This is a genomic window from Pseudomonas sp. Ost2, assembly GCF_018326065.1.
GTDB classification, from domain to species: domain Bacteria; phylum Pseudomonadota; class Gammaproteobacteria; order Pseudomonadales; family Pseudomonadaceae; genus Aquipseudomonas; species Aquipseudomonas gingeri.
This window is the reverse complement of record NZ_AP021904.1, coordinates 4,604,588-4,620,589: the sequence shown is the minus strand read 5'-3', so window position 1 is coordinate 4,620,589 and position 16,002 is coordinate 4,604,588. Positions and strand designations below refer to the sequence as shown.

14 protein-coding genes are annotated in these 16,002 nt (G+C 64.3%); 6 read left to right on the top strand and 8 right to left on the bottom strand.

The genetic code is table 11. The features are described from left to right. Nucleotides 1-10 precede the first annotated feature (10 nt). The 4 genes from KI243_RS20160 to KI243_RS20145 all read left to right on the top strand — a co-directional run bounded on the left by KI243_RS20160 (nt 11) and on the right by KI243_RS20145 (nt 7,167). The gene (locus tag KI243_RS20160) at nt 11-3,259 is read left to right on the top strand and encodes a multidrug efflux RND transporter permease subunit (protein WP_177087651.1); all 3,249 of its coding nucleotides are present in this window, start codon (nt 11-13) and stop codon (nt 3,257-3,259) included. A 10-nt stretch (nt 3,260-3,269) separates the two neighbouring features. After that, nucleotides 3,270-4,781 (top strand): efflux transporter outer membrane subunit, encoded by a 1,512-nt coding sequence (locus KI243_RS20155; protein ID WP_017128159.1) that lies wholly within the window; start codon nt 3,270-3,272, stop codon nt 4,779-4,781. A 66-nt stretch (nt 4,782-4,847) separates the two neighbouring features. Continuing rightward, nucleotides 4,848-6,395 carry an MFS transporter gene (locus tag KI243_RS20150; RefSeq protein WP_042936296.1) on the top strand — a complete coding sequence of 516 codons (1,548 nt, stop codon included), beginning with the start codon at nt 4,848-4,850 and terminating at the stop codon, nt 6,393-6,395. Between the two features lie 127 nt (nt 6,396-6,522). Further along, nucleotides 6,523-7,167, top strand: coding sequence for a glutathione S-transferase C-terminal domain-containing protein (locus tag KI243_RS20145; RefSeq protein ID WP_017128161.1), 645 nt, complete (start codon nt 6,523-6,525; stop codon nt 7,165-7,167). A 76-nt stretch (nt 7,168-7,243) separates the two neighbouring features. On the opposite strand, the gene KI243_RS20140 is transcribed toward KI243_RS20145, so the two are convergent. The 7 genes from KI243_RS20140 to KI243_RS20110 all read right to left on the bottom strand — a co-directional run bounded on the left by KI243_RS20140 (nt 7,244) and on the right by KI243_RS20110 (nt 12,693). Continuing rightward, entirely contained in the window at nt 7,244-8,140 is an 897-nt protein-coding gene (locus tag KI243_RS20140) for a LysR family transcriptional regulator (protein WP_103032654.1), read from the bottom strand. A gap of 219 nt (nt 8,141-8,359) precedes the next feature. After that, the gene (locus KI243_RS20135; RefSeq protein ID WP_042936201.1) at nt 8,360-9,070 is read right to left on the bottom strand and encodes an SDR family oxidoreductase; all 711 of its coding nucleotides are present in this window, start codon (nt 9,068-9,070) and stop codon (nt 8,360-8,362) included. Nucleotides 9,071-9,114: 44 nt separating this feature from the next. Beyond that, the gene (locus KI243_RS20130; RefSeq protein WP_017128164.1) at nt 9,115-9,765 is read right to left on the bottom strand and encodes a DsbA family oxidoreductase; all 651 of its coding nucleotides are present in this window, start codon (nt 9,763-9,765) and stop codon (nt 9,115-9,117) included. Further along, complete coding sequence (locus KI243_RS20125; protein ID WP_017128165.1) at nt 9,762-9,977, bottom strand: 4-oxalocrotonate tautomerase family protein; 216 nt, start codon at nt 9,975-9,977, stop codon at nt 9,762-9,764. Before KI243_RS20125 ends, KI243_RS20130 begins: the two co-directional genes overlap by 4 nt. Before the next feature lie 177 nt (nt 9,978-10,154). After that, the gene (locus KI243_RS20120) at nt 10,155-11,369 is read right to left on the bottom strand and encodes a pyridoxal phosphate-dependent aminotransferase (RefSeq protein WP_017128166.1); all 1,215 of its coding nucleotides are present in this window, start codon (nt 11,367-11,369) and stop codon (nt 10,155-10,157) included. Continuing rightward, the gene (locus tag KI243_RS20115; protein ID WP_212809817.1) at nt 11,366-12,028 is read right to left on the bottom strand and encodes an RraA family protein; all 663 of its coding nucleotides are present in this window, start codon (nt 12,026-12,028) and stop codon (nt 11,366-11,368) included. The genes KI243_RS20120 and KI243_RS20115 overlap by 4 nt, the downstream gene beginning before the upstream one ends. Continuing rightward, nucleotides 12,025-12,693, bottom strand: a complete 669-nt coding sequence (locus KI243_RS20110) for an RraA family protein (protein WP_042936298.1) — start codon at nt 12,691-12,693, stop codon at nt 12,025-12,027. Before KI243_RS20110 ends, KI243_RS20115 begins: the two co-directional genes overlap by 4 nt. Nucleotides 12,694-12,813: 120 nt before the next feature. Between KI243_RS20110 and KI243_RS20105 the strand changes: the two genes are divergently transcribed. Both KI243_RS20105 and KI243_RS20100 read left to right on the top strand, forming a co-directional pair. Continuing rightward, nucleotides 12,814-13,707 carry a LysR family transcriptional regulator gene (locus KI243_RS20105; RefSeq protein WP_017128169.1) on the top strand — a complete coding sequence of 298 codons (894 nt, stop codon included), beginning with the start codon at nt 12,814-12,816 and terminating at the stop codon, nt 13,705-13,707. Between the two features lie 121 nt (nt 13,708-13,828). Next, nucleotides 13,829-14,665, top strand: coding sequence for an alpha/beta hydrolase (locus KI243_RS20100; RefSeq protein WP_212809816.1), 837 nt, complete (start codon nt 13,829-13,831; stop codon nt 14,663-14,665). Between the two features lie 83 nt (nt 14,666-14,748). Here the strand turns inward: KI243_RS20100 and KI243_RS20095 are convergent, their stop codons facing one another. Next, nucleotides 14,749-15,993 carry a saccharopine dehydrogenase family protein gene (locus KI243_RS20095; RefSeq protein ID WP_103032660.1) on the bottom strand — a complete coding sequence of 415 codons (1,245 nt, stop codon included), beginning with the start codon at nt 15,991-15,993 and terminating at the stop codon, nt 14,749-14,751. Between the last annotated feature and the right edge of the window lie 9 nt (nt 15,994-16,002).

Here is a 16,002-nt window from a genome sequence, read left to right as displayed (position 1 = left end):
GAACCTCATCATGAATATCTCCAAGTTCTTTATCGACCGGCCGATCTTCGCCGGCGTGCTGTCGGTGGTGATCGTGCTGGCGGGGCTGATTGCCCTGACCAGACTGCCCACCGCCGAATACCCGGAAGTGGTGCCGCCTTCGGTGGTGGTTCGCGCCGAGTACCCGGGCGCCAACCCGAAAGTCATCGCCGAAACCGTGGCCTCGCCGATTGAAGAACAGATCAATGGCGTCGAGGACATGCTCTACATGCAGTCGCTGGCCAACAGCGACGGCAAGTTGACCACCACCGTGACCTTCAAGCTCGGCACCGACCCCGACAAGGCCCAGCAGTTCGTGCAGAACCGCGTGGCCCAGGCCTTGCCGCGCTTGCCGCCGGATGTGCAGCGCCTGGGCGTGACCACGGTCAAGTCGTCGCCGACCCTGACCATGGGCGTGAGCATCACCTCGCCCAACCAGCGCTACGACCTGACCTACCTGCGCAACTACGCCCTGATCAACGTCAAGGATCGCCTGGCGCGGATCCCCGGCGTGGGTGAAGTGGTGATGTGGGGCGCCGGCGACTACTCGATGCGCATCTGGCTCGATCCGCAGAAAGTGGCGCGCCTGAACCTGACCGCCACCGATGTGGTCAACGCCATCCGCGAGCAGAACGTGCAGGTGGCGGCCGGCATCGTCGGCGGTGCGCCGATGCTGACCAACGTGCCGATGCAACTGAGCGTCAATGCCCAGGGCCGCTTGAAGACCGAGCAGGAATTCCGCGACATCATTCTCAAGGCCGGCGGCGGGGCGGTGACTCACCTGTCCGACGTGGCGCGGGTCGAGATGGCGGCGTCCGAGTACACCCTGCGGGCGATGCTGGACAACAAGCCGGCCGTGCAGATGATCATCTTTCAGCAGCCCAATGCCAATTCGCTGCAGATCTCCGATGACGTGCGCAAGGTCATGGAGGAGATCAGGCAGGACATGCCCGAGGGTGTCGACTACGGCATCAAGTACGACCCGACGCAGTTCGTGCGCGACAGTATTCACGCGGTGATCCAGACCCTGCTCGAAGCCATCGCCCTGGTGGTGCTGGTGGTGATCGTGTTCCTGCAGACCTGGCGCGCCTCGCTGATCCCGTTGCTGGCGGTGCCGGTGTCGATCATCGGCACCTTTGCCTTGCTGCTGGGCTTTGGCTACACCATCAACGCCTTGTCGCTGTTCGGCATGGTCCTGGCCATCGGTATCGTGGTGGACGATGCCATCGTCGTGGTGGAGAACGTCGAGCGCAACATTGCCGACGGCCTGTCGCCGCGGGATGCGACCTATAAAGCCATGCAGGAGGTCAGCGGGCCGATCATCGCCATCGCCCTGACCCTGGTGGCGGTGTTCGTGCCGCTGGCGTTCATGTCCGGCCTGACCGGACAGTTCTACCAGCAGTTCGCGATGACCATCGCCATCTCGACGGTGATCTCGGCGTTCAACTCGCTGACCCTGTCGCCCGCTCTCTCGGCCATCCTGCTCAAGGGGCACGACGCACCGAAGGATCGCCTGACGCGGATCATGGATGCGCTGTTCGGACGCTTCTTCAAACTGTTCAACCGTGTGTTCAACCGAGGTTCGGACAGCTACGGCAATGGCGTGCGCCGCGTGGTCAACCGCAAGCTGGCGATGCTGGCGATCTACGCCATCCTGCTCGCTGGCGCGGTGTGGATGGGCAAGATTGTCCCCGGCGGTTTCGTGCCGGCGCAGGACAAGGACTATGTGGTCGCCATTGCGCAACTGCCCAGCGGTGCCACCCTGGATCGCACCGAGCAGGTCGTGCGGGAAATGGGCGATATCGCCCTGGCCATTCCCGGGGTCAAGAACCTGCCGCAGTTCCCGGGCCTGTCGGTCAGCCTGGCCAACTCGCCCAGCAGCGCGCTGGTGTTCCCGGTGCTTGAACCGTCGAAATACCGCTCCAGGGAGCAATCCGCATCGGCCATCGTGGCGCAGTTGAATGCCAGATATGCCGGGATCAAGGGCGCCGCCATCGCGGTATTCCCACCACCGCCGGTGGCCGGCCTGGGCACCGTCGGCGGCTTCAAGCTGCAGATCGAGGACCGCGGTGCCCTGGGCTATGAGGCGTTGAACAAGGCCACCCAGGACTTCCTCGCGGCCGCGGCCAAGGCCCCCGAGCTGGGCCCGGCGTTCTCCACCTTCCAGATCAACATGCCGCAGCTCAACGTCGACCTGGATCGGGTCAAGGCCAAGCAGTTGGGCGTTTCGGTGACGGATGTGTTCGACACCCTGCAGATCTACCTGGGCTCGATGTACGTCAATGACTTCAACGCCTTCGGTCGTGTGTACCAGGTGCGCGCCCAGGCCGATGCGCCGTTCCGTGCCACCGCGCAAAACATCGGCTTGCTGAAGACTCGCAATGACAAGGGCGAGATGGTGCCGCTGTCTTCGCTGATCAAAGTCACCACCACCTACGGCCCGGAAATGGTCGTGCGCTACAACGGCTACACCGCGGCGGACATCAACGGCGGTCCGGCACCGGGCTATTCGTCCGGCCAGGCCCAGGCGGCGGTCGATCGCATTGCCAGGGAAGTGTTTCCACGCGGCATCAAGTACGAGTGGACCGACCTGACCTATCAGCAGGAACTGGCGGGCAACGCGGCGCTGTGGGTATTCCCGATCAGTGTGTTGCTGGTGTTCCTGGTACTGGCGGCGCTGTATGAAAGCCTGACCTTGCCACTGGCGATCATCCTGATCGTACCGATGAGCATTCTCTCCGCCTTGCTCGGTGTATGGCTGACCAACGGCGACAACAACATCTTCACCCAGATCGGCCTGATGGTGCTGGTGGGGTTGTCGGCGAAGAACGCGATCCTGATCGTCGAGTTCGCCCGGGAACTGGAGATGCAGGGACGGACCATCGTCCAGGCGGCGGTGGAAGCCAGCCGGCTGCGGCTGCGTCCGATCCTGATGACCTCCATCGCTTTCATCATGGGCGTGGTGCCTCTGGTGTTTTCCTCCGGCGCCGGTGCCGAGATGCGCCAGGCCATGGGGGTCGCGGTGTTCTTCGGCATGCTCGGGGTGACCTTGTTCGGCCTGATGCTGACGCCGGTGTTCTACGTCTTGCTGCGCAAGCTGTCGGGTGTGGAGCACCTGGTGGACAAGCACGGCAAGCACCCGCACCCGGGCTTCGGGCTTGACGGCCATGAACCCTCGGCGCAAGCCATCCCTTCCACCCGACCTTCGGTTCGCGTGCCTGAAATCGCGTACGAGAAGTAAGGAGAACGACATGAAAGCAGTTGCCTTGAATCGCCTGTTGTTCGGCACCGTCTGGTTGGCGACCCTGCTGGCGACGGCGGGTTGCTCGCTGGCGCCGACCTACCTCAAGCCGCAGGTGTCGATGCCGCCGGCGTACAAGGAGGAAAAGACCCAGCCGCTTTTAAAGCCGGCTGAGGTCGGCAGCTGGAAAACCGCCGAGCCGTCGGAAGCCATTCCAAGGGGCGAGTGGTGGCGGGTGTTCAACGACAGCACCCTCGATCAGCTGGAAAGCCAGGCCCGCGACGCCAACCAGAACCTGGTTGCGGCGGCAGCCCGGCTGAAAGAGGCAAGGGCGCTCAACCAGTCCGCCCGTTCCGCGCTGTTCCCGACCCTGGACGCGGGTTTCGGCCCGACCCGGGAGAAGGTCTCGCCGGCCTCGCAGTTCCAGTCGGACAGCGGCCAGGGGGCCAGCCAGACGATGTGGCGCGCCCAGGCCGGGGTGTCTTACGAAGTCGACATGTTCGGCCGTGTCGCGGCGACGGTGGATGCCGCCGACGCGCAAACCCAGCGCAGCGAAGCCTTGTTCCACTCGGTGCTGCTGGCCTTGCAGGCGGATGTCGCGCAGAACTATTTCGCGTTGCGCGAGCTGGACGCGCAAGTCGAGGTCTACGACCGGGCCATCGAGTTGCGTGAGCAGGCCTTGAAACTGGTTCAGCAGCGTTACTCGACCGGCGACATCGCCGATCTGGATGTCGCCCGGGCCGAATCCGAGCTGGCGACGGCGCGTTCCGAGGGGATGACCGTGCAGCGCCTTCGCGCGACGTCGGAGCACAGCCTCGCGGTACTGCTGGGCAAGGCACCGGCAGAGTTCACCCTGGCCGCCAGGCCCCTCCAGCCGGTGAACCTGCGGATTCCCGCCGGCTTGCCGTCGTCACTGCTGGAACGGCGGCCGGACATCGCCGCGGCCGAGCGCTCCATGGCCGCGGCCAATGCCCGGATCGGCGTGGCGAAGGCGGCGTTCTTTCCGTCGTTGACCCTGACCGGCATGGCGGGTTTCGAATCGGGCTCGCTGGGCAATCTCTTCAAATGGAGCAGCCGCACCTTCCTCCTCGGGCCCCTGGCCGGGACCGCGCTCAACCTGCCGATCTTCGATGGCGGCCTGCGCAAGGGCAATCTGGCCAATGCCCGGGCGGTCTACGAGGAAGACGTGGCCAACTACCGCCAACAGGTGCTGGTGGCGTTCCGCGAAGTGGAAGACAACCTCTCCGACCTGAGGGTGCTGGAAGACCAGACCCGCACCCAGTCGCAGGCGGTGGAGGCCTCCCGGCGCGCGGCGGCATTGGCCCGGGCCCGGTACAGCGAAGGCGATGCCAGCTATCTGGCGGTCATCGATGCCGAGCGGGTGGCCTTGCAGTCACGCCGCGCGGCGGTGCAACTGGACGGTGTGCAGGCGGCCGCCACGGTCAATCTGATCCGCGCCCTGGGCGGCGGATGGGGCGATGCCGCGCCGATCCCGTTCGACACGGCGCTTTCGCAACCTTGATTGGCAGTCGGCAGCCGGATCTTCCACGGCTGCCGCGCCATTTTCCATCCCACTGACGGTGAAATCATGACCTCCATCGATCACGCGACTCAGTCGCGGGACAAGTTACTCATTCTTGCAGCCATCTGTCTTTCCGCCCTGGTGCTGCCCCTGAGTTTTACCGGCGGGGCCGTCGCCACGCCTGCCATCGGCCGCGACCTGGGCGGCAGTCCGGTGGCCCTGACCTGGATCACCAACGCCTTCATGCTGTCCTTCGGCAGCTTGCTGATGGCGGCCGGGGCGCTGGCCGATGTCTACGGGCGCAAGCGCCTGTTCACCTTCGGCATGCTGCTGTTCACCGCCGCTTCGGTGGCACAGAGCCTGGCACCCTCGGTGTTCTGGCTGGATGTCCTGCGCGCCATCCAGGGCGTTGCCGGCGCCGCGGCGCTGGCCAGCGGTTCGGCCGCTCTGGCGCAGGAGTTCGAGGGGCATGCGCGTACTCGTGCGTTCAGTATGCTTGGCACCACCTTCGGTATCGGCCTGGCGTTTGGCCCCCTGGTGGCCGGCGTGCTGATCGAAGCCTTCAGTTGGCGGGCGATCTTTGTCTTCACCGCGCTGATCGGGGTGATCGCCATGGTCTTCGGCCTGCCACGCATGCGCGAAACCCGCGATCCCGACGCCGTGGGCCTGGATTGGCCTGGCACCCTGACGTTCAGCGCGGTGCTGGCCCTGTTCACCTTTGGCGTGATCCAGGCCCCCGACAGCGGCTGGGGCAGCCCGTTGGTGGTCGGCCTGCTGGTCGCGTCGGCGGTGCTGCTGGTGGCCTTCGTGCTGATCGAGATGCACGTCAAGCGACCGATGCTGGACCTGACACTGTTCCGCTTCCCGCGTTTCGTCGGTGTGCAGATGCTGCCGATCGGCACCTGCTACTGCTACATCGTGCTGGTGGTCATGCTGCCGTTGCGCTTTATCGGCGTCGAAGGCCTGAGTGAAATCGATGCCGGCCTGCTGTTGCTGGCGCTGTCCGCACCGATGCTGGTGGTGCCGATGCTGGCCGCCTCGCTGACCCGCTTTGTCTCGGCGGGCATCCTCTCGGGCGTGGGCTTCCTGATGGCGGCCGTGGGCCTGCATTGGCTGAGCCTGTACAACGTCGGCGAGCCGAAATTCGGCCTGGTTGCCCCGATGCTGTTGATCGGCATCGGTGCCGGCCTGCCCTGGGGCCTGATGGATGGCCTGTCGGTCAGCGTCGTGCCGAAAGAGCGCGCCGGCATGGCCGCCGGGATCTTCAACACCGTGCGGGTGGCGGGCGAGGGCATTGCCCTGGCCAGCGTGGCGGCGATGCTGGCGTCGCTGTTGCACAGCAACCTGTCCGACGCCGTTCAGGTGGTGGCCGGCAGTGCCGAGGCGGCGCTGATCGCCGAAACCGCGCACCGGGTGACCACGGGCGACATGGCCCATGCGATCAATACGGTGCCGGGGCTGGCCAACGAGCGCCTGGTCGCCGGGTACGCGACGGCGTTCCAGTACCTGCTGCACATCCTGACCCTGATCACCCTGGCCTGCGCCGCCGTCGTGCTGGGCCTGTTGAGCAAGGACCGTTCGGTGGCCGATGCGGGCGTCGGTGACGCGGCCTGATTGTCGCCCACGGAACTACAGAGCATCTCTTTTTCGATTGTTTATCCACGAAGTCTGCAAGCACACACTTTATCCATCGGGCCCGATCAGGGCCCGACACCGCCAACCCACTTCAGGTAAAGCCATCATGCACAAACTCTACATCGCCAATCAGACCTGCTCCCAGACTGTCCAGATCGTTGCCAACGAACTGGGCCTGACCCCCGAGCTGATCCACTACGATGTGTTCGGCAAGAGCACCTCCAACGGTGATGACTTCAATCAGGTCAATCCACTGGGTTATGTACCGGTGCTGGTTCTCGACAACGGCCAGAACGATCAACTGTCCGAGACGGTGATCATCTCTTCCTACCTGGCCGACCAGTTTCCCGAGTCGCAACTGGCACCGGCGAGCGGCACGCTGGAGCGCGCCAAGTTCGATCAGTTGCTGAACTTCCTGGCGACCGAGATCGCCCAGAAGCATATCCCCCTGATGCGCAAGCTGCTGACCGAAGCCGGCAGCCAATGGACCCGGGACAAGCTGGTCAGCGCCTACGCGGTACTCGATACCCGCCTGGCCGATGGCCGTGCCTACCTGACCGGCGACACGTTCACCGTGGCCGATGCCTATGTGTTCGGTACCTGGTGGCATGAGCGTTCCGGCGCGCCGATCACCCATCTGAAAAACCTGATGGCGTACAAGGCCCGTATCGATGCTCGTGCCTCGGTACAGAAGGCCCTGCGGGACGAGGCCGATATCGTGGCGCTGCATGAGGAGCGCAAATCGGCCTGAGGTGACGGACGTTGTCTGGAAAGGCCGCTTGCGCGGCCTTTTTCATTGGGCGGTTTTCTGTCACGCGGGGGAGGGACTAGCGCAGGCGGTCGGCCAGGTAGTTCAGCACCGCGCGGTTCTTCGCCGGCATCCGGTGGCCCAGGGGAATCAGGGCATGCACGGGCGGGCCGGGGGTATCGGCGGCAGGCAGGACCCGCACGAGCTTGCCGCAGTCCACGTAGAGTTGCGCGACCTTGTCGAAGATTTGCGCGATACCGAGTCCGACAACGGTTGCATCGATCAGTGCCTGGCCATCCGAGACCACCAGCACCGGTGTCGGCGAAAACTCCCGGACATGACCATTGTCCGTGATCGTCCAGGGCCGCAACCGCCCGGTGAAACCACGAAAGATCACCGCCTCATGATTGGCCAGGTCCGCGGTGGTCTCTATCGGCGGGTGGCGGGCGAGGTAGTCGGGGGAGGCATACAGGCTGAGGGTGATGTTGCACAGCTTGCGCACGGTCATTTCGCTGTCCTGGGGCAACTCGCCGGCCCTGACGACGATGTCCCAGCCTTCGCCGACGGCATCGGACATGCGATCGGTCATGGACAGCTCCAGCGTCACCTGCGGATAGCGCTGGCGCAGCTCGGAGAGGGTCGGCAGGAACAACTGGCGAAAACCCGATGGGATATCCAGCCGCACCCGGCCGATGGGTTCTTCCTTGCGGGCCGCCAGCGCCTGGGCGGCATCGCGCAGGCCATCGAGGGCCGCGGTGGCGGCGCTCAGGTAGGTTTCACCGTCCTCGGTCAGGCGTACGGCGCGGGTGGTGCGCTGGAACAACTTGGTCCCGAGCCTGGCCTCCAGGCGCTGGACGGCCTTGCCGACATTGGATTTGCTGGTCGAAAGATTTTCCGCCGCGCGGGTAAAACTGCCGGTCTGGGCCACGCCGACAAAGGCGGCAATATCCGGAAATGAAGCATCGATGCGTTCCATTCACTGTCTCTCGTAGGGCGCCCGGGCATCTTGAACTGGATTATTGCAGGAATACCTGAGGTTGCACGGGGGGGCGACAGTATAGACAGGACTATCGGGTCGATTGGTGCCCTTTGGGCGACACACTGTCTCCGCGGCGACCGTCGTGCGCAGGCTCGCGGCCAATGAAAAACGCCCCGAACCTCAGGGGCCGGGGCGTTTTTCATGCAGGCGAAGGACTCAGTGCCCTGCGCTCTGGCCGCCATCGACGTGGAGAATCTCGCCGGTGACAAAACCGGCCGATTCCAGGTAGACGATCGCCTGGGCAATGTCCCTGACTTCGCCCATGTGTCCCATCGGGTGCAACTGCCCCAGCGCGGCGTGGGTTTCCTCGCCGTGCATCGGCGTCTTGATGATGCCGGGGCTGACCGCGTTGACCCGGATCCCGCGCTTGGCGTATTCGATCGCCAGGGATTTGGTCGCCGAGTTGAGGCCGCCCTTGGTCAGCGAAGCCAGCACCGAAGGCACGCCGTCGATGGCATGGTCCACCAGGCTGGTGGTGATGTTGACGATATGGCCGCCGCCTTGCTTCTCCATCTCGTTGATCGCCAACTGGGTGATGTAGAAGAAGCCATTGAGGTTGACCGCCAGCACGTTGACGTAGTCTTCGTGGGTGTAACCGGTGAACGGCTTGGCGATAAAGATCCCGGCGTTGTTGATCAGGCTGTCGATGCGACCGAAACGCGCCACGCCTTCACGGATCACTCGCTGGGCGGTGGCCGGGTCGGCGATGTCGCCGGCGATGGCGAGGATGTCCGGGTCGGTGGACGGCTGGATCGAACGGGAGGTGGCGACCACCCGGTAGTCCAGGTCACGGAAGGCCTTGACCACGGCGGCGCCGATACCTTGGGAGGCGCCGGTAATCACTACGACTTTCTTTGCATTGCTCATGATAAAAACCTCTGGGGACAGTAAGTGGGGTAGAGCGTGATCAATCAGGCTGCGGCGGATGAGATTTCCCGCAGCATCTGTTCGTAGTAAGCGACCGTTTGCGAACCGGAGACCAGGTGGCGTTCGTTGAGGATCATGGCCGGCACCGAGTTGATGCCGCGTCCGCGATAGAACGCTTGCAGTTCACGGACCTCGTCGGCGAAAGCAGCCGAATCCAGCACTTCGCGGGCAGCCGTTGCCTCCAGTCCCGCTTCGCTCGCCAGGCGCACCAGGGTCTCGCGGTCGCTCGGGTTCTGGCCGTCGCTGAAGTAGGCGCGCAGCAGCGCTCGCTTCAGTTCGATCTGCCGTCCTTGCCGCAAGGCCCAGAGCAGCAGGCGGTGGGCATCGAAGGTGTTGTAGAAGTGACTGCGTTTTTCCAGGTCGAACTGAAAGCCGATGGCCTCGCCGCGTGTCATCAACATCTGCTTGCCGGCGGCGACTTCCTCGGCGCTGCGACCGTATTTGCGCATCATGTGACGGACCGCGTTCTCGCCCTCGGCCGGCATGTCGGGGTTCAGTTCGAAGGGTTTGAACGTCAATTCCACCGCCACTTCACCGGCCAGGTTGGCGATTGCCTGTTCCAGGGCCGTTACGCCCAGGGCGCACCAGGGGCAGACCACGTCGGAGATGAAGTCGATTCTGACGGGCGCGCTCATGACGGGTTCTGCGCCAGTTGCTTGCGGTACTCGGTGGTGGTGATCCCGGCGTAGCCCCAGTTATCGGTATCGACTTCCTCGATCACGATATGGGTCAGGTCCGGGCGTTTGTGGAGGACCCGTTCCAGGGTTTCGGTGATTTCGGCAATGACCTGGGCTTTCTGCTCTGAGGTAACGCCGTCGCGGGTGATGCGTACGCTGACGAAAGGCATGACAACTCTCCAGTGGGCTGGCCATCGGCATGATGGGCAGGCAGTGGAGTCAATCTATTAGGTTGTCGGTTGCGGATAAATACGGATTCGAGAACATCATTAGTGATGTGGTGTAATGAGTTGTGCGAGGAAAGTGCCGAAGCCCGGCGCTGGCCGGGCTCCGTTGCAAAAACGCGCTCAGCGCAACGCGTGACAGAACCGCTGGATGGCTTCGCAGGCCTGGCGCAAGGAGGTGTCATCCAGCGCGTAGGCGATGCGGATATAGGGACCCAGGCCGAACGCGCTGCCGTGCACGACGGCCACATCCGCCTCGTCCAGCAGGGCGTGGGCGACGTCCTCGTCGCTGCTCAGCAGTCGTCCACCGGCGGAGGTGCGGCCGATCAGGCCGGCGCAACAGGCGAAGGCATAGAACGCGCCCGCCGGACTCACGCAGTGCAGTCCCGGTATGTCGTTGAGCAGCGCCACCATCAGGTCCCGACGACGCTGGAAAACCGCCCGGCTGTCCTGGATGAAGTCCTTGGGACCTTGCAGGGCGGCGATTGCCGCCTGCTGCGAGATCGAGCTGGCGCCCGAGGTCTGTTGCCCCTGCAGCTTCTCCATGGCCTCCAGCAACCAGCGCGGCCCCGTGGCAAAGCCGATGCGCCAGCCGGTCATGGCATAGGCCTTGGATACACCGTTCATGGTCAGGGTGCGCGCCTGCAGGCGTGGTTCCACCTGGGCCAGGGTATGGAAGGGCTGGTCGTCGAAGATCAGGTGTTCATAGATATCGTCGGCCAGGACCAGCACCTGCGGATGATCCAGCAACACATCGGCCAGGGCGCGCAGTTCATCGCGGCTGTACACCGCCCCCGTCGGGTTGGACGGCGAGTTGAGGATCAGCCAGCGGGTCCGTGGGGTGATCGCCGCCGCCAGGGCGGCCGCGGTCAGCTTGAAGCCGCTGTCGGCCGTGCAGGTGACGATCCGGTTCTCGCCGCCGCACAGTTGCACCATCTCCGGGTAGCTGACCCAGTACGGCGCCGGCACGATGACCTGGTCGCCCTCGTTGAGGGTCGCGGCCAGGGCGTTGTAGATCACCTGCTTGCCGCCGTTGCACACCAGGGTGTCCTGCCAGCCGACATCCAGGCCGTTCTCGCGGCGGAACTTGGCGGCCACTGCTTCGCGCAGCGCCCGCACCCCGGCGACCTGGGTGTAGCGGGTGTGGCCGTGCTCGATGGCGTCGATGGCCGCTGCACGGACATGGGCCGGGGTGTCGAAGTCGGGTTCGCCCGCGCACAGGGAAATGATCGTCGCACCTTGTGCCCGGCGTTCCGCGACCCGGTCGATGATCCGGTAGGTGGCCGAGGGCTGCGCGCTGGCCAGGCGTGTGTTCAGGCGTTGGCTATCGCTGCTCATGCTTTCCTCTGCAGACTGTGGTAACCCAGCGCCGCGCGGGCTTCCTTGAGGGTCTTGCCCTGGGCGATCAGGGCGCGGATCTCGGCTTCGATCGTTTCGATCCGGCGTGCGCAGGCGGCCACTTCGGCGGCGCGATCCCGCGGCACGACCACCACGCCATTGGCATCGGCGACGACGATGTCGCGGTCACAGACCCGGGCGCTGCCGATGGACACCGGCTGGTTGACCGACTGCACCTGCACCCGGTCCTTGCCGGTGCGCATGAAGCGGCCCTGGCTGAAGATCGGGTAGCCGTCCCCCAGGGCCTTGTTGACGTCGCGGCAGACGCCGTCGATAACGGTGCCGGCGATCCCGCGGGTGCCGGCGTACTGGGTCATGATGTCGCCCCAGACGGTGCAGTCGGTGCGTCCGTCGTTGTCGATGACGACGATGTCACCTGCCGCCACGTCCTCGATAAAGTCGCCCACGGTGCCCGGCGGCACGCTCGCCGAGACGTACTGCACGGTGAACGCCGGGCCGACGATGACCTTGGCGTAGTTGTCCAGGGGCGCGATGCCCAGGCATTGGCCGGGCAGGCCGAGCTTGTCCATGGCATCGGATACGCCCGGGGTGTCCAGGCCTTCGAACAGGGCCACGAGGGCCTGGTCTTCACGGTTCATCGGGTTTGCTCCACATTGATGGCTTCGAACTGGCTGTCATGCATCACCTCGGCTACCGAGCGACCACTGCGAACGGCCTCGACCATGCCGTCCTGGCGACGGGCAATGCGTTCGCCCAGGTCGAGCACCGCCTCGATACGCGGGGCGGGTACGAACACCGTGCCGCAACGGTCGGCAATGACATAGTCGTCTTCGCTGACGGCGACGCCGGCGACTTCGATGGTCACCCCGGCATCGATCTGCACCACACGGTTACGGGCACTGATCATGGTCACGCCACGACCGTAGACCGGGTAGCCGATGGCTTCGCTGCCGTCGATATCGCGACTGCAACCGTCGATCACCGTGCCGCGCACCTGCCTGGCGGACGCGGCATTGGCGAGGATGTCGCCCCAGCAGGAAATGCCTTCGATGCCACCGGCGATCACCAGTACGCGATCGTTGCTGTGGATCTGCTCGACCACGGGCGTGATCAGGTGCACGGTCGGGTTGCTGTCGGTCTTGGGCGCCAGCAGCACGGTGCTGGCGCGACCGACGATCTTCGGACAGTTCCACAGGGGCCGCAGCCCCACCGTGGCGCCGGGCAGGCCGAGGAAGTCGAGTGCATCGGACACGGTATTGGTGTCCAGCGCCGCGAGGCGCTCGAGCAAGTGTGGGTCGGTCAGGTTTTTGTTGGACATCGGAGAGCCCCTGGGGTGACGGAGATGGCCAGTGTCGGCGACCTCATTCCATAGGTATATTACTAATCACAGAAGCGTTGGATACGCTGAACCTATGGATAAGTCATGATCAATTTCCGCCTGATTCGTCATCTCTGGTTGTTCCTGGCGGTTGCCGAGGAACAGAACTTCGGCCGTGCCGCCAAGCGCCTGGGGATGTCCCAGCCGCCGCTGAGCGAGCAGATCCAGGTGCTGGAGCAGGCCCTCAAGGTCACGCTCTTCGAGCGCTCGCGGCGTGGCGCGAAACTGACCCCGGTCGGCGCCGCGATCCTGCCGGCGGTGCGCAAGTTCGCCGAGCAACTGGAGCGCCTGGAACTGGCCGTCGAGGAAGCGGTGGCGGGGCAGTCGGGCATGCTGACTATCGGTGCGATCTCGACGGCGATGTTCGATGTGCTGCCCGGCCTGATCGAACAACTGAAGAGCCGCTATCCGCACCTGACCGTGTCCGTGCGGGAAATCGACAGCGTTGAAGCGCTGCCCGCGCTGGAGTCCGGGGATATCGACCTGGCCTTTGCCCGCCTGGACGGTGATCTCGGAGCGTCGATCCAGTCGTTGCCGTTGACCGAGGATCGTCTGGTGGTGGCGCTGCCTGGCGATCATCCGCTGGCCGCGCGCTCGCGCATCAGCCTGTCGAGCCTGGCCAACGAGCCGCTGGTGATGTTTTCGCGCAAGGTCAGCCCGGTGTATTTCGACAACCTGATCGCCACTTGCCGGGCCAGCGGCTTTTCCCCGCGGGTGCTGCATGAAGTGCGTTCGGTCGCCTCGCAGATCGCCTTTGTCAGTTACGGCCAGGGCATCGCGTTGGTGCCGGCCGCGCTGAAGAAGCTCGCACCGGATAATGTGGTGTTTCGCCCCTTGAGCCAGAAGCTGCAGGTGGTCACCACGGCACTGGCCTGGAATACGCAGCGGCCCAATCCGCTGGTGGAAGAAGTGGTCGCGCACTACCGGGCCGGGGGCTGAGCGGGGCGCTGTTCCGACACTGATAGGTTTGGCGTATGGACGTCTTCGCCAAACCGTCATTTACACCTGCCGCGATCTCCCGGAAATTGCCGCCTGGGCTTTTGTTCAAGGAGCTGTTCCCGTGTCTTCACCCGAAACCTTCACTCACGCACGACTGCCCCTGACGGTCGAGGGTGTCCAGCTGAACATCGCCGCCATTCATCGCGAGGGCAGCCTGGCGCCGATCGTCTTCCTGCATGGATTTGGCTCGACCAAGGAGGACTACGCCGACATCGTGCTGCAACCCGCGTTTGCCGGTCACCCCTTTGTCGCCTATGACGCGCCGGGCTGCGGTGAGAGCCAGTGCAGCGACCTGTCGCGGATTTCCATTCCCTTCCTGCGGCAGACGGCGTTGCAGGTACTGGAGCATTTCGGCATCGAGCGGTTCCATCTGGTCGGCCACTCCATGGGCGGGCTGACCGCGCTGATGCTGGCCCATCAGTTCCCCGGGCGGGTTCTCAGCTTTGTCGATATCGAGGGCAATATCGCCCCGGAGGACTGCTTTCTCAGCCGGCAGATCGTGGATTACCCGGCGGAGGATCCCGAGGTGTTTTTCACCGCGTTCATCGAACGCGCCCGGCAGGCGCCGGCTTATGCCAGTGCGTTGTATTCGGCGAGCCTGCGCCACAAGGTACGGGCAGGGGCGGTGCGTGGCATCTTCGAATCGATGGTCGACCTTTCCGATCACGCCGACCTGATGGGCAAGTTCCTCGGGCTGGAATGCCCGCGGATGTTCATGTACGGCGAGCAGAACGCCTCGCTGTCCTATCTCGGGCATATCCAGGCCGAAGGCGTGCGGCTGGCGCCCATCGCGCAGTGCGGGCATTTCCCGATGTATTCCAATCCACCGGCGATGTGGCGGCAGATTGCCGATTTCCAGGGTGCGGGTCGCCCCGGCGGCGTCTGCGCGGGCGATTGAATCTCGCTGCCGACCGGCAATAAAAAACGCCCCGAACCTGGCAGGTCGGGGCGTTTCTGTTCAGCCGGGCATGGGCGGGGCTATCAGGCGATAGCATCCCACGCGCGGTCGCCGTGCTCGTCCTTGATACGGGTTGGCAGCCCCATGGCATCCAGCGCCTTGAGGAACGGCTCGGCCGGCAGTTCCTCGACGTTGGCCATGCGCTGCACGTCCCACTCGCCACGGGCGACCAGCAGGGCCGCGGCCACTGGCGGTACGCCGGCGGTGTAGGAGATGCCCTGGCTGTCGGTCTCGGCGTAGGCGTCCTCGTGGTCGGCCACGTTGTAGATGAACAGCTCGCGTGGCTGGCCATCCTTGCTGCCCTTGACCAGGTCGCCGATGCAGGTCTTGCCGACATAACCCGGTGCCAGCGAGGCGGGGTCCGGCAGTACGGCCTTGACCACTTTCAGCGGCACGACTTCCAGGCCTTCGGCGGTGCGGACCGGTTTCTCGGAAAGCAGGCCGAGGTTCTTCAGCACGGTGAAGACGTTGATGTAGTGCTCGCCGAAGCTCATCCAGAAGCGCACGTTGGGCACGTCGAGGTTCTTCGACAGCGAGTGCACTTCATCGTGGCCGGTCAGGTACAGGTTCTGCGCACCCACCACCGGCAGGTCGTCGGTACGCTTGACTTCGAACATGGTGTTGCTGGTCCACTGGCTGTCCTGCCAGCTCCACACCTGTCCGGTGAATTCGCGGAAATTGATCTCGGGATCGAAGTTGGTGGCGAAATACTTGCCGTGGGAACCGGCGTTGACGTCGAGGATATCGATCGAGTCAATGCGGTCGAAATACTGTTGCTGCGCCAGTGCCGCATAGGCATTGACCACACCCGGGTCGAAGCCCACGCCAAGGATGGCGGTGATGTTCTTCTGCTGGCATTCCTCGAGGTGTTTCCACTCGTAGTTGCCGTACCAGGGCGGTGTTTCACAGACCTTGCCCGGCTCTTCGTGGATGGCGGTGTCGAGGTACGCCACGCCGGTATCGATGCAGGCACGCAGCACCGACATGTTGAGGAACGCGGAGCCGACGTTGATGACGATCTGCGATCCGGTTTCGCGGATCAGCGCCTTGGTCGCTTCGACATCCAGGGCGTTCAGCGTGAAGGCCTGGATATCGGCGGGCTGTTTGAGGCTGCCCTTGGCCTTGACGCTGTCGATGATGGCCTGGCATTTGGAGATGTTGCGCGACGCGATAGCAATACGACCGAGTTCGTCGTTGTGCTGCGCGCACTTGTGGGCCACCACCTTGGCGACACCTCCTGCACCAATGATAAGTACGTTCTTCTTCAATTTTTTCAT